The sequence below is a fragment of the Staphylococcus sp. HMSC065D05 genome (assembly GCF_001813195.1).
GTDB classification, from domain to species: domain Bacteria; phylum Bacillota; class Bacilli; order Staphylococcales; family Staphylococcaceae; genus Staphylococcus; species Staphylococcus epidermidis.
In genome coordinates, this window is record NZ_KV811773.1 from 57695 (window position 1) to 83904 (window position 26210).

Below are 26210 nucleotides of genomic sequence, written 5' to 3' on the forward strand. Positions count from 1 at the left end.
CTCAATTAGCCATCTTTTTTTGTAGTTTTTGATTTGTTCTTTAAGAAAAGCAATTTAAAGTGAGTGTAGTGCAATTTCATATCTTGACACATATCTGTCGATAAACGTACAATTAGTATGTATGATTCTTATATAATTTCATATAATCATATTGATTTTGATATACAAAGCAAACCCTAGATAAAGGAGGTGTTTATGTGAATTTATTAAGCCTCCTACTCATTTTGCTGGGGATTATTCTAGGCGTTGTTGTAGGGTATATTGTTGCCCGAAATTTATTACACCAAAAACAAGTTCAAGCAAGACAAACTGCCGATGATATTGTTAGCTATGCTAATAAAGAAGCAGACAATATTAAAAAAGAAAAATTACTTGAGGCAAAAGAAGAGAACCAAATTTTAAAAGAACAAGCTGAGAATGAACTGCGTGAAAGACGTGGTGAACTTCAAAGACAAGAAACCCGACTTCTTCAAAAAGAAGAAAATTTGGATCGGAAATCTGATCTTTTAGATAAAAAAGATGAGATTTTGGAACAAAAAGAATCAAAACTTGAAGAAAGACAACAACAAGTAGATGCAAAAGAGAGTAGTGTTCAAACATTAATAATGAAGCATGAACAAGAATTAGAACGCATCTCCGGTCTCACTCAAGAAGAAGCTGTGAAAGAACAGCTTCAAAGAGTTGAAGAAGAACTGTCACAAGATATTGCAATACTTGTTAAAGAAAAAGAAAAAGAAGCGAAAGAAAAAGTTGATAAGACAGCTAAAGAATTACTTGCTACAACTGTACAAAGATTAGCAGCAGAACATACAACTGAATCAACTGTTTCAGTCGTAAATCTGCCTAATGATGAAATGAAAGGTCGTATCATAGGTAGAGAAGGTAGAAATATACGTACGTTAGAAACACTTACTGGCATTGATTTAATCATTGATGACACACCAGAAGCAGTTATTTTATCAGGCTTTGATCCAATTAGACGTGAAATTGCTAGAACTGCACTAGTTAATTTAGTTTCTGATGGACGTATTCATCCTGGACGTATTGAAGATATGGTCGAAAAAGCTAGAAAGGAAGTAGACGATATCATAAGAGATGCTGGAGAACAAGCTACTTTTGAAATAAATGTACACAATATGCATCCTGATTTAGTGAAAATTTTGGGTCGATTAAATTATCGAACTAGTTATGGTCAGAATGTACTTAAACATTCAATTGAAGTTGCCCACCTCTCAGGTATGCTTGCAGCAGAACTAGGAGAGGATGTTACTCTAGCTAAACGTGCAGGATTATTACATGATGTTGGTAAAGCTATTGATCATGAAGTTGAAGGTAGTCACGTAGAAATAGGTGTTGAATTAGCCAAGAAATATAATGAAAATAACATAATTATTAATGCTATTCACTCACATCATGGTGATGTTGAACCAACCTCTATCATTTCTATTTTAGTTGCAGCAGCAGATGCATTATCAGCTGCGCGACCAGGTGCACGTAAAGAGACACTTGAAAATTATATTAGAAGACTTGAGAGACTCGAAACGTTATCTGAAAGTTATGATGGGGTAGAAAAAGCATTTGCTATACAAGCTGGTAGAGAGATTCGTGTAGTCGTCTCACCTGAAGAAATTGATGATTTAAAATCATATAGATTGGCAAGAGATATTAAGAACCAAATTGAAGAAGAGTTACAATATCCTGGACATATCAAAGTGACAGTTGTTCGAGAGACTAGAGCAATAGAATATGCTAAATAATTCCATAAGCCACTGACCGTATCTACGGCCAGTGGCTTATTAAATATAATATAAAAAACCGAGCGTATAAACGCTCGGATATAATGATTTATTTTAATTGTAAATCAACTTCATTAATTTCTTTTAAAATTTCAGCTGTATCATAGCAATTTGTAGCGATGTTTGCATATTTTTCTGCTAAACGATAAGCATTAATGTATAAAATTAAACTTTCTTTAGCGATATCTTCAGCTTCATCAGATTTGGCTGGATTTGAAGTTACAACTAATTCAGCAAATTTTTCAGGATCAATATTAATAGACATGAATGAATAAACAACTCCTATATTTTTATTAGTTTTATATTAACACAATACATAAATACAAAAAAGTAAAGTCTTTTAATTTTCAGAATAATTAATTTGTTGATGAGACTTTTATTATAGTACAGTATCCATTAAACTTAATTTATGAGAGGATGAACAGAAATGAGAATATTGTTTATAGGTGACATCGTTGGTAAAGTGGGCAGGAAAATGATGACTACTTATTTACCTAAAATTAAACAAGCTTATCACCCAACAGTTTCTATAGTAAACGCTGAAAATGCCGCACACGGTAAAGGATTAACAGAGAAAATTTACAAACAACTTCTAAGAGAAGGCGTGGATTTCATGACTATGGGTAATCATACATATGGTCAAAGAGAAATTTACGATTTTATTGATGATGCTCATCGAATGGTTAGACCTGCAAATTTTCCTGATGAAGCTCCAGGAACAGGTATGAGAATAATAAAAATTAACGATATTAAATTGGCTATTATTAATTTACAAGGGCGTTCATTTATGCAAGATATTGATGATCCATTTAAAAAGGCTGACCAGTTAATCGAGGAAGCTCAAAAATCTACACCATACATATTTGTAGATTTTCACGCTGAAACTACATCTGAAAAAAATGCTATGGGTTGGTATTTAGATGGCAGAGTGAGCGCTGTTGTTGGTACTCATACACATATTCAAACTTCTGACGATCGTATATTACCTCATGGCACAGGATATATCACAGATGTCGGAATGACAGGTTATTACGATGGTATTTTAGGTATCAATAGAGATGAAGTTATTCAACGTTTTATTACCAGTTTGCCACAAAGGCATGTTGTTCCAGATGATGGGCGAGGCGTATTATCAGGAGTTATCATAGATTTAGATAAAGAAGGTAAAACGATTCAAATAAAGAGACTGTTAATAAATGAGGACCATCCTTTCCAAATTTAAAAGGATATAGTCCATTAGTATGAATTTAAACTTGTACCACTGTTGAAATAGTAAAACAGTGGTTTATTTTGTTATCATAGAGAGTGAATTAATACCACAGGAGGCATGTGATATGAAATCACAAATATCATGGAAAGTGGGCGGTCAGCAAGGCGAAGGTATTGAATCTACCGGTGAAATCTTTGCTACTGCAATGAATAGAAAAGGTTATTTTTTGTATGGATATAGACACTTTTCTAGTCGTATAAAAGGTGGCCATACTAATAATAAGATAAGAGTTTCAACATCGCCTGTGCATGCGATTAGTGATGATTTAGATATACTCATTGCTTTTGACCAGGAAACGATTGAATTAAATCATCATGAAATGAGAGAAGATAGTATTATAATTGCAGATGCTAAAGCAAAACCCCAAAAGCCAGAAAACTGTGTGGCTCAATTAATTGAGTTACCATTCACTAGCACGGCAAAGGAACTTGGAACAGCATTAATGAAGAATATGGTGGCAATTGGTGCGACATCTGCACTGATGGATTTAAACACATCAACTTTTGAAACTTTAATCGATAACATGTTTTCAAAAAAAGGTAATAAAGTTGTTGATATGAATATACAAGCTCTTAATATGGGTTATGATTTAATGAAACAACAAGTTACCAACGTTAATGGAGACTTTACGTTAGAGAATGGTAGCGGTCATCCTCATTTATATATGATAGGTAATGACGCAATTGGATTAGGAGCAATAGCAGCTGGATCAAGATTTATGTCTGCTTATCCAATTACGCCAGCTTCTGAAATTATGGAATACATGATTGCCAATCTACCTAAAGTTGATGGTACTGTCGTTCAAACTGAAGATGAAATAGCAGCAGCAACGATGGCGATTGGTGCTAACTATGCAGGCGTACGAGGATTTACAGCAAGTGCAGGTCCAGGTCTTTCCTTAATGATGGAATCTATTGGTTTGTCTGGTATGACTGAAACGCCGTTAGTCATTATTAATACTCAAAGAGGTGGTCCTTCTACTGGCTTACCAACAAAGCAAGAACAATCAGATTTATTACAAATGATTTATGGTACCCATGGTGATATTCCGAAAATTGTCGTTGCTCCTACAGATGCTGAAGATGCGTTTTATCTTACTATGGAAGCATTTAATTTAGCTGAAGAATACCAATGTCCAGTCATTCTGTTAAGTGATTTACAATTATCATTAGGAAAACAAACTGTTAAAACACTCGATTATAATAAAATCGATATTCGTCGTGGAGAAATAATACAGTCAGATATCGAGAGAGCTGAAGATGATAAAGCATACTTTAAAAGATATGCATTAACAGCTAGTGGCGTATCACCACGACCAATACCAGGTGTTAAAGGTGGTATACATCATGTAACAGGTGTTGAACATAATGAAGAAGGGAAGCCAAGTGAGGCGCCTATGAATCGTCAGAATCAGATGGAAAAACGAATGCGTAAAACTGAAAGCTTGGTTATCAATAATCCTGTGTTACTCAATGAACATGATGACAAAGCAGATATACTGTATATAGGATTTATATCTACTAAAGGTGCTATTGGAGAAGGTGCAGAAAGACTAGAACGACAAGGTGTAAAAGTGAATACGATGCATATTCGACAATTACATCCTTTCCCTAAAGATATTGTTCAACAAGCTATTAATAAAGCTTCGAAAGTAATAGTTGCAGAACATAATTATCAAGGACAATTATCAAGTATTTTAAAAATGAACACACAAGTTAATGATAAATTAGTTAATCAAACAAAATACGATGGGAAACCTTTCTTACCTTATGAAATTGAAGAAAAAGGTTTAGAAATTGCTAAAGAGTTAAAGGAGTTGGTGTAATTGGCTACATTTAAAGATTTTAGAAATAATGTGAAGCCAAACTGGTGCCCTGGTTGCGGTGACTTTTCAGTTCAAGCTGCTATACAAAAAGCGACAGCGAATATTGGTTTAGAACCAGAAGATGTAGCAATCATTACAGGGATTGGTTGTTCTGGTAGACTATCAGGTTATATTAATTCTTATGGCGTGCATTCTATTCATGGTCGCGCATTGCCTCTAGCGCAAGGCGTTAAAATGGCAAACAAAGATTTAACAGTTATCGCTTCTGGTGGCGATGGAGACGGCTATGCAATAGGAATGGGACATACTATTCATGCTCTTAGACGTAATATGAATATGACGTATATTGTCATGGACAATCAAATATATGGATTAACTAAAGGACAAACATCACCTTCCTCAGCTAAAGGATTTGTAACTAAATCAACACCTAAAGGAAATATAGAAAAGAATGTAGCTCCATTGGAATTGGCACTATCCTCTGGTGCAACTTTTGTAGCACAAGGATTCTCAAGTGATATAAAGGCATTAACTAAAATGATTGAAGCTGCGATTCATCATGATGGTTTTTCTTTTGTTAATGTTTTCTCACCTTGTGTTACTTACAATAAAGTGAATACTTATGACTGGTTTAAAGAACATTTAACAAGTATCGATGATATTGAGGGCTATGACAACACAGATAAACAACTTGCTATGAAAACTGTGTTGGATCATGAGTCATTGGTTAAAGGTATCGTTTATCAAGATACAACAACACCTTCTTATGAATCGCAAATTTCAGAACTAGAACATGAGGCATTAGCTAAAAGAGACATTCATATTACAGAAGAAACTTTTAACGACTTAACTGCACAATTTTTATAAAGGATACTCATTCATAGTAACTAGAATTGCGTCAAAATAAGTAGGTAAAATAAAAACGAAGGTGTACTTTTAATATGATACATCATGACTATCCAATTTTACTGAAATTTCTTATCTAATAACTTTAATGATTACGATAGAAAATCAAGAAGTATAGTTCAATTTAAAAAGTATTATAGAACATGCATATAGGGAAATAACATATTTAAAGAGTGGGTCAGAATAACATTTTAATTCTGCTCACTCTTATTTTATATTTATATTGCTTATCAAAAGCATAACGATTCAATAATGTAATTCTTATTTAACGTTTTTTATACGATTAATCACCCATCTCATCTAAAGGTAAATAATATAAGAATGACATAATTTATTCCAAATTATTTTAAAAATATAGGTAAAGTAATTAAAAGATGAAATTTTTCTCAGAGTTATTATTAAATATATAAATAAGGCGAACAGTTAAATGAACAGTCCTAATCAATGCAATAATTTTATTTTTTTAATAAATATGTAAAAGATTTTGTAAAAAGATTTTAAGAATATGAATTTTGGGAATAATAAAAATATAAGATGATTTTTCGGAGGTTAATATGGACAAATTCAAATCTATGACGGAATTAAAAGAATTAACTAAAGAAGGAAAAGATTGGGAAATAGAGTTTGAAAATCGTTCTAGCATGGTCACTATATTAGCAATACACGGCGGTGGAATTGAACCTGCCACAACTGAATTAGCATATACGATTGCACATCGTGGCAACTATAACTATTTTTCCTTTAAAGGTATGAGAAGTGAGGGAAATAATGAGTTACATGTGACTTCTACACACTATGATGACCAAATTGCATTAGATTTAGTGAGAGGTAGTCAAAGAACTGTAGCCATACATGGTTGTGAAGGGAATGAAAGCGTGGCTTATATAGGAGGTAGTGATGACCGACTCATTGAGTTAATCACTGAATCCCTTGAAGATATAGGAATTAGTGTGCAAGAAGCACCACACCATATTTCTGGAACTCAAGAAAATAATATTGTTAATATGACTCAAACCCAAGGAGGAGTGCAATTAGAACTGACAGCTCAGTTAAGAAAAGAGCTGTTTAAAAATAGAAAAAGTTCACGCAAAAACCGTGAAAATAAAGATAATTGGGGTGATTTAATGTACGACTTTGCAGATGCAATGAAAAAAGCTATAGAACGTGCATAATTAAATTCTAACGCGTGTTAAAATAATATTATAAAACTTAATTGGAGAGATGAAACATGCAAGATACATTAATGAGTATTCAAATTATTCCAAAAACACCGAACAACAACGATGTTATTCCATATGTTGATGAGGCAATTAAAATTATTGATGATTCAGGTTTGCATTTCAGAGTAGGCCCGTTAGAAACAACAGTTCAAGGTGAAATGAGTGAATGTCTTATTTTAATTCAAAAATTAAATGATAGAATGGTTGAATTAGAATGTCCAAGTATTATTAGTCAAGTTAAGTTTTATCACGTACCTGAAGGAATAGAAATTGAAACGCTTACAGGAAAATACGACTAAGTGTAAATTAGAATAATATTTCTTATCTTGTCTATTTAAGAGCCTAACATGCTATAGTGTTGAAGGCTCTTAAAATTTTGTAAGAAAATATCGGTATGCTTCAGACGCTATGCATTGTCACACAGAAAATATGATATAAAAGACTTTTATCAACTGATATATTATAAATAAATGATGTCCAAATAAACATTTAGATATGATTTACATCGATTACTGTAATAAAAAGCTAATAAGTTAATTATAAAAGATAGCTGTAACATCATATACATGTCTTTTTGCACTTTGACTATAAATTTAATATAATGAAGTAATGATTATGGGCATATAGAAAGGATTTTCAAAGTGAATGAAGAGCAAAGAAAGGCTGGAACGATAAATATTCTAGCAGAACGTGATCGTAAAGCTGAGAAAGATTATAGTAAATACTTTGAACAAGTGTATCAGCCACCTAGCTTAAAAGAAGCTAAAAAAAGAGGAAAACAAGAAGTTCAATATAACAGAGATTTTCATATAGATGAAAAATACAAAGGTATGGGTAAAGGTCGTACTTTTTTAATTAAAACATATGGATGTCAAATGAATGCACATGACACTGAAGTTATGGCAGGAATCTTAAATGCATTAGGATATAGTGCTACATCTGATATTAATGAAGCGGATGTGATTTTGATTAATACATGCGCCATTAGAGAAAATGCTGAAAATAAAGTCTTTAGTGAAATAGGAAATTTAAAACATTTAAAAAAAGAACGACCAGATTGTTTAATTGGGGTGTGCGGTTGCATGTCTCAAGAAGAATCAGTCGTAAATAAAATATTAAAATCTTATCAAAATGTAGATATGGTTTTTGGGACACACAACATTCATCATTTACCTGAAATTTTAGAAGAGGCATACTTATCAAAAGCGATGGTAGTTGAAGTATGGTCTAAAGAGGGAGACATCATCGAAAATTTACCTAAAGTGCGTGACGGTCACATTAAAGCTTGGGTTAATATTATGTATGGTTGCGACAAGTTTTGTACTTATTGTATTGTTCCTTTTACTAGAGGAAAAGAACGTAGTCGTCGTCCAGAGGACATCATTGATGAAGTTAGAGAATTAGCAAGAGAAGGTTATCAAGAAATTACCTTATTAGGTCAAAATGTAAATTCATATGGTAAAGATATCGAAGGTCTGGATTATGAATTAGGTGACTTATTGGAAGATATTTCTAAAATTGATATACCTCGAGTTCGTTTTACAACAAGTCATCCTTGGGACTTTACAGATCGAATGATTGAAGTTATAGCTAAAGGTGGGAACATAGTACCGCATATCCATTTACCGGTACAATCAGGTAATAACCAAGTACTAAAGATAATGGGTCGTAAATATACAAGAGAGAGTTATCTTGATTTAGTTTCAAGAATAAAGGAAGCTATCCCTAACGTAGCTTTAACTACTGATATTATAGTAGGTTATCCAAATGAAACTGAAGAACAATTTGAAGAAACATTAACATTATATGATGACGTTCAATTTGAGCATGCGTACACATATTTATATTCACAAAGAGATGGAACACCAGCAGCTAAAATGAAGGATAATGTACCTTTAGAAGTGAAAAAAGAACGTTTGCAAAGACTTAATAAGAAGGTTGGAATGTATTCTCAACAAGCAATGAGTCAGTATGAAGGTAAGATTGTTACGGTATTATGTGAAGGTTCTAGTAAAAAAGATGAGAGTGTTCTAGCAGGCTATACTGATAAAAATAAACTTGTGAATTTTAAAGGACCAAGAGAGAGCATTGGTAAACTCGTTGATGTCAAAATTGACGAGGCAAAACAATATTCTTTAAATGGAACATTTATACAAGAACATCAACGTTCAATGGTGACACAATAATATGTATAGTGAAAAAGAAATCATACGAAAAGTCGAAAGTTTAGCAGAGAAAATTGGAAAACTAGAAGTTGTTCAAGATTATCATAATGTAGAAAAACAAATTCATAATAATCAAGCAATAAAACAAAAGATGAATCGTTTGAAAGCGCAACAAAAACAATCGGTTAATTTTCAAAATTATGGAAAACAAAATGCACTCGAGCAATCTGAAGCTAAAATTCAGTATCTAAAAGATGAAATTAATGAATTACCTATTGTTGAAGAATTTCGTTCAGCACAATACGAGGCGAATGATTTACTACAAATGATGGTCAAAACAATGGAAGATAGACTCAATGAATATAATAAAAAAGAACATAATGAATAATTATTTTAGAGGAGTTAAGCACAATGAATATTAGAAAGTTGACCATCACAGCATTCTTAATAGCTATTAATGTCGTGTTAAGTAGTTTAATTGTCATTCCTTTAGGTCCAATTAAAGCCGCACCCGTTCAACATTTTGTAAATGTATTATGTGCTGTATTCGTTGGACCATGGTATGGTTTAGCGCAAGCTTTTATTTCTTCTGTACTACGAATTTCATTTGGAACTGGAAGTGCATTTGCTTTTCCAGGAAGTATGATAGGTGTCTTACTTTCAAGTCTGTTTTATATGTATAGGAAGCATATTTTTATGGCTTCAGTTGGTGAAGTGTTAGGGACTGGTGTTATTGGTAGTTTAATGTGTATACCTTTAGCATGGTTTTTAGGACTTCAAGATTTCTTTATTAAACCATTAATGCTTATGTTCATAGTATCAAGCTTTATTGGGGCTTTAATTAGTTATATATTGCTTATTATTTTGAAAAGAAGAGGTTTACTAGATAGATTTAACAAAAATTAATATTTATTTGAAGTACGCTTGATGAATAGGGGATTATAAGTAAAATGTTGATATCTGTTCATATGAAAGCGTACTTTTTGTATCTATTACACAAAAGCGTTTCAAAAACATATATGTTAAAATGAATGAGTTAAAAACCATAAATTGATACATATAATATAAATAAAGATATAAGAATAAGGGTTGTGAAAATAGAAATGGCTAACATTACACCAATGATGCAACAATATTTAAAGATAAAATCTGAATATGATGATTGTTTGCTATTTTTTAGACTTGGAGATTTCTATGAAATGTTCTTTGATGATGCTAAAGAAGCATCAAGAGTACTTGAAATAACATTGACGAAAAGAGATGCTAAAAAAGAAAATCCTATTCCGATGTGTGGCGTACCATATCATTCTGCTGATAATTACATTGAAACATTGATTAATAATGGGTATAAGGTCGCTATATGTGAACAAATGGAAGATCCAAAGCAAACAAAAGGAATGGTTAGAAGAGAAGTTGTAAGAATCGTCACACCAGGAACTGTTATGGATCAAAGTGGTATGGATGAAAAGAAAAATAATTATATTTTAAGTTTTATCGAAAATGAAGAATTTGGATTATGCTATTGTGATGTTTCTACAGGAGAACTCAAAGTAACTCATTTCAAAGATACAGCAACCTTGCTTAATGAGATTACAACAATTAATCCCAATGAAATTGTCATAAAGCAAGCTCTATCTGAAGAATTAAAAAGACAAATCAACATGATAACTGAGACGATTACTGTTCGTGAAGATATATCTGATGAAGATTATGATATGAATCAGTTGACACATCAGTTAATGCATGACACAACTCAATTATTGCTAGATTATATTCATCACACACAAAAGCGAGACTTATCTCACATTGAGGAAGTGATTGAATATGCTGCAGTTGATTATATGAAGATGGATTATTATGCAAAGAGAAATTTAGAGCTGACAGAAAGCATACGATTAAAATCAAAAAAAGGGACCTTGTTATGGTTAATGGATGAGACAAAAACACCAATGGGTGCTAGACGTTTAAAGCAGTGGATTGATCGCCCATTAATTAATAAACAACAAATCAACGACAGATTAAATATTGTTGAAGAGTTTATGGACCGTTTTATTGAAAGAGATACATTACGTAATCATTTAAATCAAGTGTATGACATAGAACGACTTGTAGGAAGAGTGAGTTACGGAAACGTAAATGCAAGAGATTTAATACAACTAAAGCATTCTATATCCGAAATACCTCATATAAAAGCATTACTCAATGAATTGGATGCACAAACTACCACGCAATTTAAAGAATTGGAACCTTTAGATGACTTGTTACAAATTTTAGAAGAAAGTTTAGTTGAAGAGCCGCCTATTTCCATCAAAGATGGTGGTTTATTTAAAAAAGGATTCAACACGCAACTAGATGAATATTTAGAAGCTTCAAAAAATGGTAAAACTTGGCTTGCAGAATTACAAGCAAAAGAACGTGAACGTACAGGTATTAAGTCATTGAAGATTAGTTTTAATAAAGTGTTTGGTTATTTTATAGAAATTACACGTGCAAACTTAAATAATTTTCAACCTGAAGCGTTTGGCTATAATCGAAAACAAACATTATCTAATGCTGAACGATTTATTACGGATGAATTAAAAGAAAAAGAAGATATAATACTTGGTGCTGAAGATAAAGCAGTAGAGTTAGAATATGAATTATTTGTTAAATTACGAGAACACATTAAAACGTACACGGAACGTTTACAAAAGCAAGCGAAAATCATTTCAGAACTTGATTGTTTACAAAGTTTTGCTGAAATTGCTCAAAAATATAATTATGTCAAACCTACATTTAGTGATGATAAAGTTTTACATTTAGAAAACTCAAGACATCCTGTTGTTGAGAGAGTGATGGATCATAATGATTATGTACCTAATGATTGCCATCTTGATGATGAAACGTTTATTTATCTCATTACGGGACCTAATATGTCAGGTAAGTCAACATATATGAGACAAGTTGCTATAATAAGTATCATGGCTCAAATGGGAGCATATGTACCATGTGATTCAGCAACATTACCTATATTTGATCAAATTTTTACTAGGATTGGTGCAGCAGATGACCTTGTATCAGGTAAAAGTACATTTATGGTAGAAATGTTAGAAGCTCAAAAAGCTTTAACTTATGCTACTGAAAATAGTTTAATTATCTTTGACGAAATAGGAAGAGGTACATCCACTTATGATGGTCTTGCGTTAGCGCAAGCGATGATTGAATATGTCGCTCAAACTAGCCATGCCAAGACACTTTTCTCAACACATTATCATGAATTGACTTCACTTGATCAAATGCTTAACTGTTTAAAAAATGTACATGTTGCAGCAAACGAGTATCAAGGTGAACTGATATTTTTGCATAAAGTCAAAGATGGCGCTGTAGATGATAGCTATGGTATTCAAGTGGCAAAATTAGCGGATTTACCTAATGAAGTCATTGATAGAGCGCAAGTTATTTTAAATGCATTTGAGCAAAAACCTTCGTATCAACTTTCTCATCAGGATACTGACAATCAACGTACGGTTCCGTCGTATAACGATTTTGGTCAAATAGAAGAAGAACAATCAGTTATAGAAACGCATACATCAAATCACAATTATGAGCAAGCGACTTTTGATTTATTTGATGGTTACAATCAACAAAGTGAAGTTGAATGTCAAATTCGAGAATTAAATCTATCCAATATGACACCATTGGAAGCCTTAATCAAGCTGAATGAATTACAAAGTCAATTAAAGTAGAAGAGGTGTAAACGATGGGGAAAATAAAAGAACTTGAGACGTCTCTAGCTAATAAAATAGCTGCGGGTGAAGTAGTTGAAAGACCAAGTTCCGTAGTTAAAGAGCTCTTAGAGAATGCAATTGATGCACAAGCGACAGAGATTAATATTGAGGTTGAACAGTCTGGAATTTCAGCAATAAGGGTTGTAGATAATGGCACAGGTATTGCTCAGGAAGATTTAGGGTTAGTATTTCATAGACACGCAACGAGTAAAATAGTCGCAGATGATGATTTGTTCCATATTCGTACTTTAGGGTTTAGGGGAGAAGCTTTAGCTAGTATTTCATCAGTAGCAAAGGTGACATTAAAGACCTGTACTGATAATGAAAATGGACATGAAATATATGCTGAAGATGGTAAAATTATTCATGAAAAACCTGCAAAAGCTAAAAAGGGTACAGATATACAAGTGGAGTCATTATTCTACAATACACCTGCACGTTTAAAATATATAAAAAGTTTGTATACCGAACTAGGTAAAATTACGGACATTGTAAATAGAATGGCTATGAGTCATCCCGAAATTAGAATTTCTTTAGTTTCAGATGGTAAAAAAATTTTAAGTACGAATGGCTCAGGAAGAACAAATGAAGTAATGGCTGAAATTTATGGAATGAAAGTAGCAAAGGATTTAGTGCATATTTCGGGTGATACTAGTGATTATCATCTTGAAGGATTTGTAGCTAAGCCTGAGCATTCAAGAAGTAATAAACATTACATTTCTATTTTCATCAATGGTAGATACATCAAAAACTTTGTACTCAATAAAGCAATTTTAGAGGGGTATCACACATTGCTTACAATAGGAAGATTTCCTATATGTTATATTAACATCCAAATGGATCCTATTTTGGTTGATGTAAATGTTCACCCAACAAAATTAGAAGTGAGACTTTCTAAAGAAGATCAACTTTACGATCTTATCGTAACTAAAATCAGAGAGGCTTTTAAAGACAAAATTCTCATCCCACAAAACGACTTAAATCGTACGCCCAAAAAGAATAAGGTTTTAGAAACATTTGAACAACAAAAGATTAATTTCGAGAAGAAACAATCACAAATTGGAGAAACATCTGCACCATATGTACATGATCAAAAAGATAAGAATCATGATGTTGAGTCGCATAGGAATAATTTAGATTCAACTTCATCGACAAATAATGAAAGTACGGAAGTTTCTAATGAATTAAACAATCACATTGATGATACTTACTTACAAAGTCAAAAAGAAGTATTGTTTGATATGGAACAAGACACATCTAACGAATATGAGATATTAAATCAGCAATCAAAAGATATTAAAGGAACAGTGAGTCAGACACCTCATCGTAGGGTGCCTTATATGGAAATTGTAGGTCAAGTACACGGTACGTATATCATTGCACAAAATGAAAATGGAATGTTTATGATTGACCAACATGCTGCTCAGGAAAGAATTAAATATGAATATTTTAGAGAAAAAATTGGCGAAGTGACAAATGAAGTGCAAAACTTATTAATACCACTCACTTTCCATTTCTCTAAAGATGAACAGATGATTATTGATCAGTACAAAGATGAATTAGATAAAGTAGGAGTACATCTTGAACATTTTGGTGGGCATGATTATATTGTAAATAGCTACCCAGTATGGTTTCCAAAAGTAGAAGCGGAAGAAATTATTAAAGATATGATTGAACTTGTATTAAAACACAAAAGTGTTGATGTGAAGAAAATAAGAGAAGATGCAGCAATCATGATGTCTTGTAAGAAATCAATTAAGGCTAATCACTATTTAAAAAATAATGAAATGGCAGATTTAATTGATCAACTAAGAGAAGCAGAAGATCCTTTTACTTGTCCTCATGGCAGACCGATTATTATCAATTTTTCAAATTACGAATTAGAAAAGTTATTTAAAAGAGTAATGTAGAGGAGTTTTAATTATGAAAGAGAATATTTTGCCAGCTATTAGAAATATGAGAGATTTAGAAAAGTTAATTAAAACAGACTACAAGGCATGTGTTGTGTTAGATATGCATATAGGTCATTTGAAAAGCATTATGGAGTTACTTAAAAGTCATTCGATTGAATGTTATGTACATATCGATTTAATCAAAGGACTCAGTCATGATGAATTTGCTTGTGAGTACATTATTCAACAATATAAACCTAAAGGTATTGTTTCTACAAAAGCAAAGGTCATCAAAAAAGCAAAAATGTTAAATACATTGACGATATTTAGAGTGTTTATTATAGATAGTCAAGCGTTAACAAGAAGTATTGAACTGATTAAAAAAGTAGAGCCTGACTATGTTGAAGTTTTACCTGGTGTTGCAAGTAAAGCAGTGAGTAAAATTCAACAAGAAACATCAGCATCAGTAATAGCTGGTGGTCTTATTGATGAACCATCGGAAATTAGTGAAGCAATTTCCAATGGTGCTAAGTACGTTACTACAAGTTACGAAAAACTTTGGTAATTCATATACTGTTAATGAGAATGCATTTAAGTTTGTTAATCAGCGTATTATCACTTTTTCATGGAATGAGTGGATTTGAATACCGGATGATTAATAACTTAAAGTGCATTCTTTTTTTATGAAAAAAGAAAAATGTACTTTTAAAAAAATTGTTAAACCTTTTATTTAGTACATTAAAAACAAATGCTCACTATATCAATAAAAACTTTAATCAAATATGACAATTTTTTTACAAAATTGTTGACAACGCTTACAACATAATAGTAAACTTATAACAAGTTTAAAAGTTAATATTAGAAGAGAGACGCGGAGATTTCTACAAGTAATATATTTGACGTAGGGGTCTCCCTGTTTTTTGGGAGGAATGTATATGAATGCTTATTTAGCAGAATTTTTAGGTACTGCAATCCTTATTCTTTTTGGTGGTGGCGTTTGTGCAAACGTTAACTTAAAGAGAAGTGCTGGTAACGGTGCAGATTGGATTGTTATTGCATTTGGTTGGGGTTTGGCAGTAACAATGGGCGTTTATGCTGTTGGAACGTTTTCTGGTGCACATTTAAATCCAGCTGTAACAGTTGCTTTAGCCATGGATGGTGGATTTAGCTGGGCACAAGTACCGGGCTATATTGTTTGTCAAATGCTTGGCGGTATTGTTGGTGGAGCTTTAGTATGGTTAATGTATTTACCACACTGGAAAGTTACAGAAGATCCAGCAGTCAAATTAGGTGTATTTTCAACAGCACCAGCTATTAAAAATTATTTTGCTAACTTTTTAAGTGAGATTATCGGGACTATGGCTTTAACATTAGGAATTTTATTTATCGGGGTTAATAAAATTGCTGATGGTTTAAATCCAATTATTGTTGGTAGTCTTATCATAGCAATTGGTTTAAGCTTAGGAGGTACTACTGGTTACGCTATTAATCCAGCCCGTGACCTAGCACCACGTATTGCGCATGCTATTTTGCCAATTCATGGTAAAGGTAAATCTAACTGGTCTTACGCAATTGTACCCGTTCTGGGACCAATGGCAGGCGGTATGTTAGGTGCGATTGTTTACGAAGTATTTTATAAACAAACATTCAATTTTAGTTGTTTCATTGGTTTAATTGTACTTATATTCACACTTATACTTGGTGTGATACTAAATAAGATATCTCAAAATAAAAACAACGATATTGAATCAATTTATTAACATATGGCATTCGTATATATAACCGTATGATTAACGTGATATGTTCATGTGTGTTGAACAATCACATTTAAAAGTCTATTTAATTATCATTTTAGAATGTTTAATTGTTTAGATAATGAATTCATTATTCACTTTTGAAGGAGTCATATACCTATGGAAAAATATATTTTATCAATTGATCAAGGAACTACGAGTTCACGTGCGATACTTTTTAATAAAGAAGGAGAAATTAAAGGTGTTTCTCAAAGAGAATTTAAACAACACTTTCCACATCCAGGCTGGGTAGAACATGATGCTAATGAAATATGGACATCTGTTCTATCAGTTATGGCTGAGTTACTTAATGAAAACAATATTAATGCAAATCAAATTGAAGGTATTGGTATTACAAACCAACGTGAAACGACAGTTGTATGGGATAAAAATACAGGTCGTCCAATCTATCACGCTATTGTTTGGCAATCACGTCAGACACAGGATATTTGTACAAATTTAAAGGAACAAGGCTATGAAGAAACATTTAGAGAAAAAACAGGTTTACTTTTAGACCCGTACTTTGCGGGAACTAAAGTAAAATGGATTCTTGATCATGTTGAAGATGCTAGAGAAAAAGCTGAAAATGGTGATTTACTCTTCGGAACAATCGATTCATGGTTAGTATGGAAATTGTCAGGGCGTACTGCTCATATTACAGATTACACAAATGCAAGTCGTACATTAATGTTTAATATTTATGACCTAAAATGGGATGATGAGTTGTTAGAACTCTTAGATATTCCTAAACAAATGTTACCTGAAGTTAAAGAATCAAGTGAAATTTACGGGAAAACTATCGACTATCACTTCTTTGGTCAAGAAGTACCTATTGCTGGTATTGCCGGTGACCAACAAGCAGCATTATTTGGTCAAGCATGTTTCGACCGTGGTGATGTAAAAAATACATACGGCACAGGTGGATTTATGCTAATGAATACTGGTGAAGAAGCAGTTAAGTCTGAAAGTGGCTTGTTAACAACCATTGCATACGGTTTAGATGGAAAAGTTAATTATGCACTTGAAGGTTCAATTTTCGTATCTGGTTCTGCTATCCAATGGCTACGAGATGGTTTGAGAATGATTAATTCTGCGCCACAAACCGAAAACTATGCTTCAAGAGTAGAGTCAACTGAGGGTGTTTATATGGTTCCAGCATTTGTTGGTTTAGGTACACCTTATTGGGATTCAGAAGCAAGAGGTGCTATTTTCGGATTATCTCGTGGTACGGAAAAAGAACATTTCATTCGTGCTACATTAGAATCTTTATGTTATCAAACAAGAGATGTTATGGAAGCTATGTCTAAGGACTCAGGTATTGAAGTTCAAAATTTACGCGTTGATGGTGGTGCTGTAAAAAATAACTTCATTATGCAGTTCCAAGCAGATATCGTAAATTCATCTGTTGAAAGACCTGAAATCCAAGAAACAACAGCACTTGGTGCTGCATATTTAGCTGGATTAGCTGTTGGATTCTGGGATGATAAAGAGGATATCCGTGAACGTTGGAAACTTCAAACTGAGTTCAAACCAGAAATGGATGAAGATCAACGTCATAAACTTTATAGTGGTTGGAAAAAAGCTGTTAAGGCGACTCAAGTATTTAAATTAGAAGATTAAGCTATGTTTTAGACTTTTTAAATCTTTAAATGGACTTGATTTTCTTAACTGTGTTATAATTTAGATAAGTTAATAAGAAAATCGAGAAACGAGAGATTTGTTCGTACAAAACAATTTAATGTTATTGTGGGGATAAATTTCTCGTTTTTTATTTATAACTAGGAGGCGTTTAGATAATGTCATTATCTACATTGAAAAGGGATCATATAAAAAAGAATTTAAGAGACACTGAATACGATGTTGTTATCGTAGGTGGCGGTATTACAGGTGCAGGTATTGCTTTAGATGCAAGCAATCGTGGGATGAAAGTAGCTTTAGTAGAGATGCAAGACTTTGCACAAGGTACAAGTTCACGCTCAACTAAACTTGTACATGGTGGTTTAAGATATTTAAAACAACTGCAAGTAGGGGTAGTTGCAGAAACAGGTAAAGAACGTGCTATTGTTTATGAAAATGGTCCGCATGTGACAACACCAGAATGGATGCTTTTACCTATGCATAAAGGTGGTACATTTGGTAAGTTCTCAACTTCTATTGGACTAGCTATGTACGATCGTCTAGCTGGTGTCAAAAAATCTGAACGTAAAAAAATGTTATCTAAGCAAGAAACGTTAAATAAAGAACCTTTAGTTAAACGTGATGGATTAAAAGGCGGTGGCTACTATGTAGAATACCGTACTGATGATGCGCGTTTAACTATTGAAGTTATGAAAAAAGCTGCTGAAAATGGAGCAGAAATCCTTAATTATACAAAATCAGAACACTTCACTTATGATTCTAATAAGAAAGTAAATGGTATTGAAGTATTGGATATGATTGATGGCGAAACGTATGCGATTAAAGCTAAAAAAGTTATTAATGCTTCAGGTCCATGGGTTGATGAAGTGAGAAGTGGCGATTATGCTCGTAACAATAAGCAATTAAGATTAACTAAAGGTGTGCACGTTGTTATAGATCAATCTAAATTCCCATTAGGTCAAGCAGTATACTTTGATACTGAAAAAGACGGACGTATGATTTTCGCAATTCCACGTGAAGGAAAAGCTTATGTAGGAACAACTGACACATTTTATGATAATGAAAAAGCAACTCCTTTAACAACACAAGAAGATAGAGACTATTTAATTAATGCAATTAACTACATGTTCCCAACAGTTAATGTTAAAGATGAAGATATTGAATCAACATGGGCAGGTATTCGTCCGTTAATTCTTGAAAAAGGTAAAGATCCTTCTGAAATCTCACGTAAAGATGAAGTTTGGGAAGGTGAATCTGGATTATTAACTATAGCAGGCGGTAAATTAACTGGTTATCGTCATATGGCACTAGAAATTGTTGATCTATTAGCTAAACGTTTAAAACAAGAATACGGGTTGAAATTTGAATCATGCGCCACAAAATATGTAAAAATTTCCGGTGGTGACGTTGGCGGAAGCAAAAACTTTGAACACTTTGTTGAACAAAAAGTTGATGCAGCTAAAGGATTTGGAATTGATGAAGATGTGGCACGTCGCTTAGCAAGTAAATATGGTTCAAATGTGGATCAACTATTTAATATTGCTCAAACGGCACCATACCATGATAGTAAGTTGCCATTAGAAATTTATGTTGAATTAGTTTATAGCATTCAACAAGAAATGGTTTACAAACCAACTGACTTCTTAGTACGTCGTTCTGGCAAATTATACTTTAATATTCAAGATGTGTTAGATTATAAAAATGCTGTGATAGATGTTATGGCAGATATGCTTAATTATAGTGAAACTCAAAAAGAGGCTTATACTAAAGAAGTAGAAGTTGCGATTGATGAGGCACGTACAGGTAATGATCAACCCGCAACTAAAGCTTAATCATTCCTATTGATTGTATATCTAATAGATTATAATAAACTACTTGTAGATGGAGGAGACCTTTTTATCTGCAAGTAGTTTTTTATTTTAATACTATAAACTTCTAAAACCTCAATGTGCGTACGATTTGATATGATATCTCACACACGGTATATTAAATATGATATAGGTTGATGTACTATAAATGACATAACAAATAAAAAGGAATGGGGGCATATGTTGTGAGTCAAAGTCATTTTAAAATAACAGTTGAAGATGGAACAATGATAGAGGTGAAAATTGATAAAGCAAAAAAGAGTACTATTGGTATTGTTCATCTTTTCCATGGCATGGCTGAACATATGGACCGTTATCAAGAGTTAGTTGAAGCTTTAAATACACAAGGTTATGATGTTGTCAGACATAATCACCGTGGACATGGTAAAGAAATAGATGAGAATGAACGTGGTCATTTTAATAGCATGAATCAAATTGTAGATGATGCTTATGAAATCATTGAGACATTATATCTTGAAGAGCTCAATGTACCCTATATTATCATAGGTCATTCAATGGGCTCCATTATTGCTAGATTATTTGTTGAAAAGTATCCTGACATTGCTCAAGGTTTAATTCTTACAGGAACAGGTATGTTCTCCAAGTGGAAAGGCGTTCCCATACGTATAGCGATGAAGATAGTTACATTTATTTTTGGAAAACGACGTCGACTCAAATGGGTGAATCAATTATTGAATAAAACTTTCAATAAAAAAATCACTCAACCTCGAACAGAAAGTGATTGGATTTCTACACGTCAAGATGAAGTTGATAAATTTGTGGAAGATGAATTTTGTGGATTCAAAGTATCAAATCAGCTCATTTATCAAACTTTAAAGACCATGATGAAAACAGCAGAACGACAACAATTAAAAAGAACAGACAAAAATCTACCTATACTATTTATTTCTGGGAAAGATGATCCGTTTGGTGAATATGGTAAAGGTATAAAGCATTTAGCTAGATTATATAAAAGGGCAGGTATTAAACATATAACAGTACAACTATATAAACATAAGCGTCATGAAATATTATTTGAAGAAGATTATTTGAAAACTTGGCAACACATGTTTGAATGGATGGAAAAGCAAATTTTGAAAAAACAAAAGTGAGTGAATCTTAAATGACTGAAATGACAAAGCCTTTTTTAATCGTTATTGTAGGTCCAACGGCTTCAGGTAAAACTGAGTTAAGTATTGAAGTTGCTAAAAAATTTAACGGAGAAATTATTAGCGGAGATTCAATGCAGGTCTATCAAGGCATGGATATTGGTACAGCAAAAGTTACAACTGAAGAAATGGAAGGTATACCACATTATATGATAGATATCTTGCCTCCGGATGCTTCTTTTTCTGCATATGAATTTAAAACAAGGGCAGAAAAATATATTAAAGATATTACTGGAAGAGGCAAGGTGCCTATTATAGCAGGAGGAACAGGACTATATATACAATCTCTCTTATATAACTATGCTTTTGAAGATGAATCCATATCTGATGATAAAATGAAGCAAGTTAAATTAAAATTAACAGAACTTGAGCAGCTTAATAATAATAAGCTTCACGAATATTTAGCTTCATTCGACAAAGAATCAGCCAAGGATATACATCCTAATAACAGAAAAAGAGTGTTGCGAGCAATAGAATATTATTTGAAAACAAAAAAACTTTTAAGTTCTCGCAAGAAAGTGCAACAATTTACTGAAAATTATGATACATTATTAATAGGGATTGAAATGTCGCGTGAAACATTATATTTAAGAATAAATAAACGTGTTGATATTATGTTGGGCCACGGATTATTTAATGAAGTGAAACATCTCGTTGAACAAGGTTTTGAAGCGAGTCAAAGTATGCAAGCCATTGGGTATAAAGAGCTTGTACCCGTTATAAAGGGAAATATAAGCATGGAAAGTGCTGTAGAGAAATTAAAACAGCATTCACGACAATATGCTAAAAGACAGTTGACTTGGTTTAAAAATAAAATGAATGTTCATTGGTTAAATAAAGAAAGGATGTCACTTCAAATGATGTTAGATGAGATTACAACCCAAATAAATAAAAGGAGTTCTAACCATGATTGCAAACGAAAACATCCAAGACCAAGCACTAGAGAACTTTAAATCGGAAAAAACTGAAGTCACAATTTTCTTTTTAAACGGCTTTCAAATGAAAGGTGTCGTTGAAAATTATGACAAATATGTTGTAAGTTTAAATTCTCAAGGTAAGCAACATCTGATTTACAAACATGCGATCAGCACTTTCACTGTAGACAATGAATCGTCTGAAGCAACTGAAGTGAATAGTGAAGAATAAAAAGTTGTAATCAAAGTGCATTCATAATGCATCAACTCAATAGAAGTCATATTTTGACTTATTTAAGAATGTTATTAAATATTGAAGCACATGTTTTAAACGTAGCACTTTAACACAAACCAAGGAATGTTTGTAATAAAAAATGCTTCATCTAATGTAAATATTGAATTTATTAATTCAGTTCAAAAACATTAGATGAAGCATTTTCTTTTTAAAATTTATGATAGTAATTTTTCAATTTCAGACTTTATTTGTTCCGGTTTCTTTTGAGGGGAAAAACGTTTAATCACATTACCTTCACGGTCGATTAAGAATTTAGTGAAGTTCCATTTGATTTTTTCGTTTATCATACCTTTAGCAGCGTCTGTTAAAAAGCGGAATAATGGATGTTGATTATCACCTTTAACATCAACTTTTTCATGAATAGGGAAAGTCACACCATAGTTAATTTTGCAATTTTGAGCAGCTTCTTCCCCCGAGCCTGGTTCTTGACCACCAAATTGGTTACATGGAAATCCTAAAATAATAAATCCTTGATCCTTATACTCATCATATAACTTCTGTAAACCCTCGAATTGAGGTGTAAAACCACATTCGCTAGCAGTGTTGACAATAAGCATAACGTCACCCTTATACTGCTCTAATTTATAACTTTCACCATTGTTTTTTTCTACAACGAAATCATAAATACTTTCCATATTATCACCCTTTCGCTATACATCTAATTTAACACAATTTGTGTAGTTAGTCTTTGTTCACACTCTATGATAAAATGTCTTGAGTAACTTTTAAAAGGAGATGTATAACGTGACACAGCATGCGACCTATGAAACAAAAAATATTCGAGAAACTGCTGTATTAATCGGTGTACATGCTCAAACGGATCGTCAATTTAATTTTGAATCTACTATGGAAGAGCTTGATGCTTTATCACAAACTTGCCAACTTAATGTTAAAGGACAAATCACTCAAAATAGAGAGCAATTTGACCATAAATATTATGTTGGAAAAGGAAAAATCGATGAAATAAAATCTTTCATAGAATTCCATGATATAGATGTTGTCGTAACCAATGATGAATTAACGACGGCACAGTCTAAAACGTTAAATGATAATTTGGGCATTAAAATCATCGATAGAACCCAATTAATTTTAGAGATATTCGCGTTGCGAGCGAGAAGTAGAGAGGGAAAGCTACAAGTTGAACTTGCACAACTCGACTATTTGTTACCAAGACTACAAGGTCATGGTAAAAGTCTATCTCGTCTTGGTGGTGGCATAGGAACAAGAGGTCCAGGTGAAACAAAGTTAGAAATGGATCGTCGCCATATTAGAACACGTATGAATGAGATTAAACATCAATTAAAAACGGTCGTGGATCATCGGGAAAGATATAGAAATAAACGTGAACAAAATCAAGTTTTTCAAATCGCTTTAGTTGGTTATACAAATGCGGGTAAATCGTCATGGTTTAATGTTTTAGCTAATGAGGAGACCTATGAAAAAAATATTTTGTTTGCAACATTAGATCCCAAAACACGACAAATACAAGTGAATGAAGGATTTAATTTAATTATTTCTGATACGGTAGGATTTATTCAAAAATTACCAACGACTTTGGTGGCTGCGTTTAAATCTACACTAGAAGAAGCTAAAGGTGCAGACATACTTATGCATGTCGTCGATGCAAGTCATTCGGAATACCGTACTCAAATTGACACTGTAAATCAAATCATTAATGATTTAGAAATGGATCATATTCCACAAGTAGTTATTTTTAATAAAAAAGACTTATGTAACGAACAGATGGATGTACCTGTATCTAAATCTGCGCATGTTTTTGTATCTAGTCGTGATGAAAATGATAAAGAAAAGGTAAAAAAATTAGTAATTCAAGAAATAAAAAATAGTCTCAGCCCATACGAAGAAATTGTAGACAGTGCTGATGCAGATAGATTATATTTTCTTAAACAACATACGCTTGTTACTGAATTAATATTTGACGAAACGCAAGCATCTTATCGTATCAAAGGATTTAAAAAATTATAAAAAGGAAGACAGATTATGCAAGATTTTAGCAATTTAGTTGAAGAAGTTGAAAACACACTTATTCCTTACTTTAAGAAAATTGAAAAGCGTGCATTATTTAATCAAGAAAAGGTCTTAAATGCTTTTCACCATGTTAAAGCTAGCGAAAGTGATTTACACGGGTCTACGGGTTATGGATATGATGATTTTGGGAGAGACCATTTAGAAGAAATTTATGCGCACACATTTAAAGCAGATGACGCACTTGTTAGACCTCAAATTATATCAGGTACCCACGCTATTACTTTAGCCTTACAAAGTACGTTAAAAAACAATGATGAACTACTTTATATTACAGGTAGTCCATATGATACACTTCTTGAAGTCATTGGCATAAATGGCAATGGTGTTGAAAGTCTTAAAGAATATGGTGTTCGCTATAATGAAGTCGAATTACGTGACGGTCGAATTGATATTCCTAAAGTCATCACTGAAATTAATGACAATACAAAAGTTGTAGCAATTCAGCGATCAAAAGGATATGATCAACGTCCATCAATTACAATAAATGAAATTGAACAAGCAATAAAATCAATTAAAGAGGTTTATCCCAATATCATTATTTTTGTTGATAATTGTTATGGGGAATTTGTAGAAGAAAAAGAACCAATTGAAGTAGGTGCTGATTTAATCGCCGGATCATTAATTAAAAATCCAGGTGGAGGTTTAGCTAAAATTGGAGGATATATTGCTGGTAGACAAGATTTAATTGAACGCTGTGGTTATCGTTTAACAGCACCAGGCATTGGTAAGGAAGCAGGTGCCTCACTTAATTCTCTACAAGAAATGTATCAAGGATTCTTTCTAGCACCACATGTGGTTAGCCAAAGTTTAAAAGGTGCACTGTTTACTAGTTTGTTATTAGAAAAACTAAACATGAAGACCTCCCCTAAATATAATGTTTATCGTACAGACTTAATTCAAACGGTTCAATTTGAGACGAAAGAGCAAATGATTTCATTTTGTCAAAGTATACAACACGCTTCACCAATTAACGCACATTTTAGTCCAGAACCTAGCTATATGCCTGGATACGAAGATGATGTCATCATGGCTGCAGGTACATTTATTCAGGGCTCATCTATTGAATTATCTGCAGACGGACCTATACGCCCGCCTTATGAAGCATATGTTCAAGGTGGTTTAACTTATGAACATGTCAAATTAGCTGTTACGCGTGCGGTGCAAGATATGCAAGATAACAATTTACTATAATTTTTAAGAGATTGAGATCAAAGTATAAAAGATTAGGCTCAATATAAGGATATAGCATAAAAGCATTCTCGTATGATTCATTAAATCATCAAAGAAAGATCATATAAATGATAACGATGTTATAAGGAGTTTGTTTTCGATAAGATTTTCGACTCCCCAAAAGTAATAGATATAAAGAGAATGGACGATGTTCTAGCCTTATTCTTAGAGTTGTTACGCCTAAGATAAAAGTTATTAAGCTTAGTTATACTTTGAAAAGCAATCTCTTTTTATTTCGAACAATATAAATTGTCGGAAAATTATAAAATTTTTGTGTTATAAGCCATTCTCATTTCTAATTTTAATTAATTACTAATAAATAAACATTGATATAATAAGGTTTAGAAGGTTTATGTCAGAAAACCTTACATACTTTTGTAATTAAAGTAAAACTATGCTAAATTAATAACAAG

At 32.6% G+C, this 26210-nt stretch carries 22 protein-coding genes; 20 read left to right on the forward strand and 2 right to left on the reverse strand.

The genetic code is table 11. The features are described 5' to 3' along the window. Positions 1-197: 197 nt before the first annotated feature. Positions 198-1757: a ribonuclease Y gene (gene rny, locus HMPREF2897_RS10800; protein ID WP_001829512.1), complete on the forward strand. Its 1560-nt coding sequence runs from the start codon at positions 198-200 to the stop codon at positions 1755-1757. Between the two features lie 88 nt (positions 1758-1845). On the opposite strand, the gene HMPREF2897_RS10805 is transcribed toward rny, so the two are convergent. Next, on the reverse strand, positions 1846-2061 hold the full coding sequence (locus HMPREF2897_RS10805; protein WP_002446315.1) for a hypothetical protein: 216 nt from the start codon (positions 2059-2061) through the stop codon (positions 1846-1848). A gap of 162 nt (positions 2062-2223) precedes the next feature. Between HMPREF2897_RS10805 and HMPREF2897_RS10810 the strand changes: the two genes are divergently transcribed. From HMPREF2897_RS10810 to hfq, 17 genes are all read left to right on the forward strand, one after another. Next, the gene (locus tag HMPREF2897_RS10810) at positions 2224-3018 is read left to right on the forward strand and encodes a TIGR00282 family metallophosphoesterase (protein WP_002446316.1); all 795 of its coding nucleotides are present in this window, start codon (positions 2224-2226) and stop codon (positions 3016-3018) included. A 112-nt stretch (positions 3019-3130) separates the two neighbouring features. Beyond that, positions 3131-4891 (forward strand): 2-oxoacid:acceptor oxidoreductase subunit alpha, encoded by a 1761-nt coding sequence (locus HMPREF2897_RS10815; protein ID WP_002495756.1) that lies wholly within the window; start codon positions 3131-3133, stop codon positions 4889-4891. Next, on the forward strand, positions 4892-5758 hold the full coding sequence (locus HMPREF2897_RS10820; RefSeq protein WP_002446318.1) for a 2-oxoacid:ferredoxin oxidoreductase subunit beta: 867 nt from the start codon (positions 4892-4894) through the stop codon (positions 5756-5758). Positions 5759-6351: 593 nt separating this feature from the next. Further along, the gene (locus HMPREF2897_RS10825; RefSeq protein ID WP_002446319.1) at positions 6352-6969 is read left to right on the forward strand and encodes a poly-gamma-glutamate hydrolase family protein; all 618 of its coding nucleotides are present in this window, start codon (positions 6352-6354) and stop codon (positions 6967-6969) included. A 56-nt stretch (positions 6970-7025) separates the two neighbouring features. Beyond that, complete coding sequence (locus HMPREF2897_RS10830; protein WP_001829496.1) at positions 7026-7316, forward strand: thiamine-binding protein; 291 nt, start codon at positions 7026-7028, stop codon at positions 7314-7316. Between the two features lie 342 nt (positions 7317-7658). Next, the gene (miaB, locus tag HMPREF2897_RS10835) at positions 7659-9203 is read left to right on the forward strand and encodes a tRNA (N6-isopentenyl adenosine(37)-C2)-methylthiotransferase MiaB (protein ID WP_002446320.1); all 1545 of its coding nucleotides are present in this window, start codon (positions 7659-7661) and stop codon (positions 9201-9203) included. Position 9204: 1 nt separating this feature from the next. Next, on the forward strand, positions 9205-9570 hold the full coding sequence (locus HMPREF2897_RS10840) for a YlbF/YmcA family competence regulator (RefSeq protein WP_002439569.1): 366 nt from the start codon (positions 9205-9207) through the stop codon (positions 9568-9570). A gap of 23 nt (positions 9571-9593) precedes the next feature. After that, entirely contained in the window at positions 9594-10088 is a 495-nt protein-coding gene (gene thiW, locus HMPREF2897_RS10845) for an energy coupling factor transporter S component ThiW (RefSeq protein ID WP_001829480.1), read from the forward strand. A gap of 197 nt (positions 10089-10285) precedes the next feature. Continuing rightward, positions 10286-12907 carry a DNA mismatch repair protein MutS gene (gene mutS / locus HMPREF2897_RS10850; RefSeq protein ID WP_002489935.1) on the forward strand — a complete coding sequence of 874 codons (2622 nt, stop codon included), beginning with the start codon at positions 10286-10288 and terminating at the stop codon, positions 12905-12907. 14 nt (positions 12908-12921) lie between these two features. Continuing rightward, positions 12922-14859, forward strand: coding sequence for a DNA mismatch repair endonuclease MutL (mutL, locus tag HMPREF2897_RS10855; protein ID WP_002446322.1), 1938 nt, complete (start codon positions 12922-12924; stop codon positions 14857-14859). Positions 14860-14872: 13 nt separating this feature from the next. Continuing rightward, positions 14873-15406: a glycerol-3-phosphate responsive antiterminator gene (locus HMPREF2897_RS10860; RefSeq protein WP_002446323.1), complete on the forward strand. Its 534-nt coding sequence runs from the start codon at positions 14873-14875 to the stop codon at positions 15404-15406. 370 nt (positions 15407-15776) lie between these two features. After that, entirely contained in the window at positions 15777-16601 is an 825-nt protein-coding gene (locus HMPREF2897_RS10865; RefSeq protein WP_002446324.1) for an MIP/aquaporin family protein, read from the forward strand. A gap of 153 nt (positions 16602-16754) precedes the next feature. After that, positions 16755-18254 (forward strand): glycerol kinase GlpK, encoded by a 1500-nt coding sequence (gene glpK, locus HMPREF2897_RS10870; protein WP_070593199.1) that lies wholly within the window; start codon positions 16755-16757, stop codon positions 18252-18254. 176 nt (positions 18255-18430) lie between these two features. Continuing rightward, positions 18431-20104, forward strand: a complete 1674-nt coding sequence (locus tag HMPREF2897_RS10875) for a glycerol-3-phosphate dehydrogenase/oxidase (RefSeq protein WP_070593203.1) — start codon at positions 18431-18433, stop codon at positions 20102-20104. 221 nt (positions 20105-20325) lie between these two features. Then, positions 20326-21252, forward strand: coding sequence for an alpha/beta hydrolase (locus tag HMPREF2897_RS10880; protein WP_032605407.1), 927 nt, complete (start codon positions 20326-20328; stop codon positions 21250-21252). Between the two features lie 11 nt (positions 21253-21263). Then, the gene (gene miaA / locus HMPREF2897_RS10885) at positions 21264-22262 is read left to right on the forward strand and encodes a tRNA (adenosine(37)-N6)-dimethylallyltransferase MiaA (RefSeq protein WP_002491369.1); all 999 of its coding nucleotides are present in this window, start codon (positions 21264-21266) and stop codon (positions 22260-22262) included. Further along, positions 22216-22455 (forward strand): RNA chaperone Hfq, encoded by a 240-nt coding sequence (hfq, locus tag HMPREF2897_RS10890; RefSeq protein WP_001829517.1) that lies wholly within the window; start codon positions 22216-22218, stop codon positions 22453-22455. Before miaA ends, hfq begins: the two co-directional genes overlap by 47 nt. 218 nt (positions 22456-22673) lie before the next feature. On the opposite strand, the gene HMPREF2897_RS10895 is transcribed toward hfq, so the two are convergent. Further along, positions 22674-23153: a glutathione peroxidase gene (locus tag HMPREF2897_RS10895; protein WP_002446329.1), complete on the reverse strand. Its 480-nt coding sequence runs from the start codon at positions 23151-23153 to the stop codon at positions 22674-22676. Between the two features lie 100 nt (positions 23154-23253). Between HMPREF2897_RS10895 and hflX the strand changes: the two genes are divergently transcribed. Together hflX and HMPREF2897_RS10905 are read left to right on the forward strand one after the other, a co-directional pair. After that, positions 23254-24504, forward strand: coding sequence for a GTPase HflX (gene hflX, locus HMPREF2897_RS10900; protein ID WP_080280674.1), 1251 nt, complete (start codon positions 23254-23256; stop codon positions 24502-24504). A gap of 15 nt (positions 24505-24519) precedes the next feature. Beyond that, positions 24520-25758, forward strand: a complete 1239-nt coding sequence (locus tag HMPREF2897_RS10905) for a methionine gamma-lyase family protein (protein ID WP_002491370.1) — start codon at positions 24520-24522, stop codon at positions 25756-25758. Positions 25759-26210: the final 452 nt, after the last annotated feature.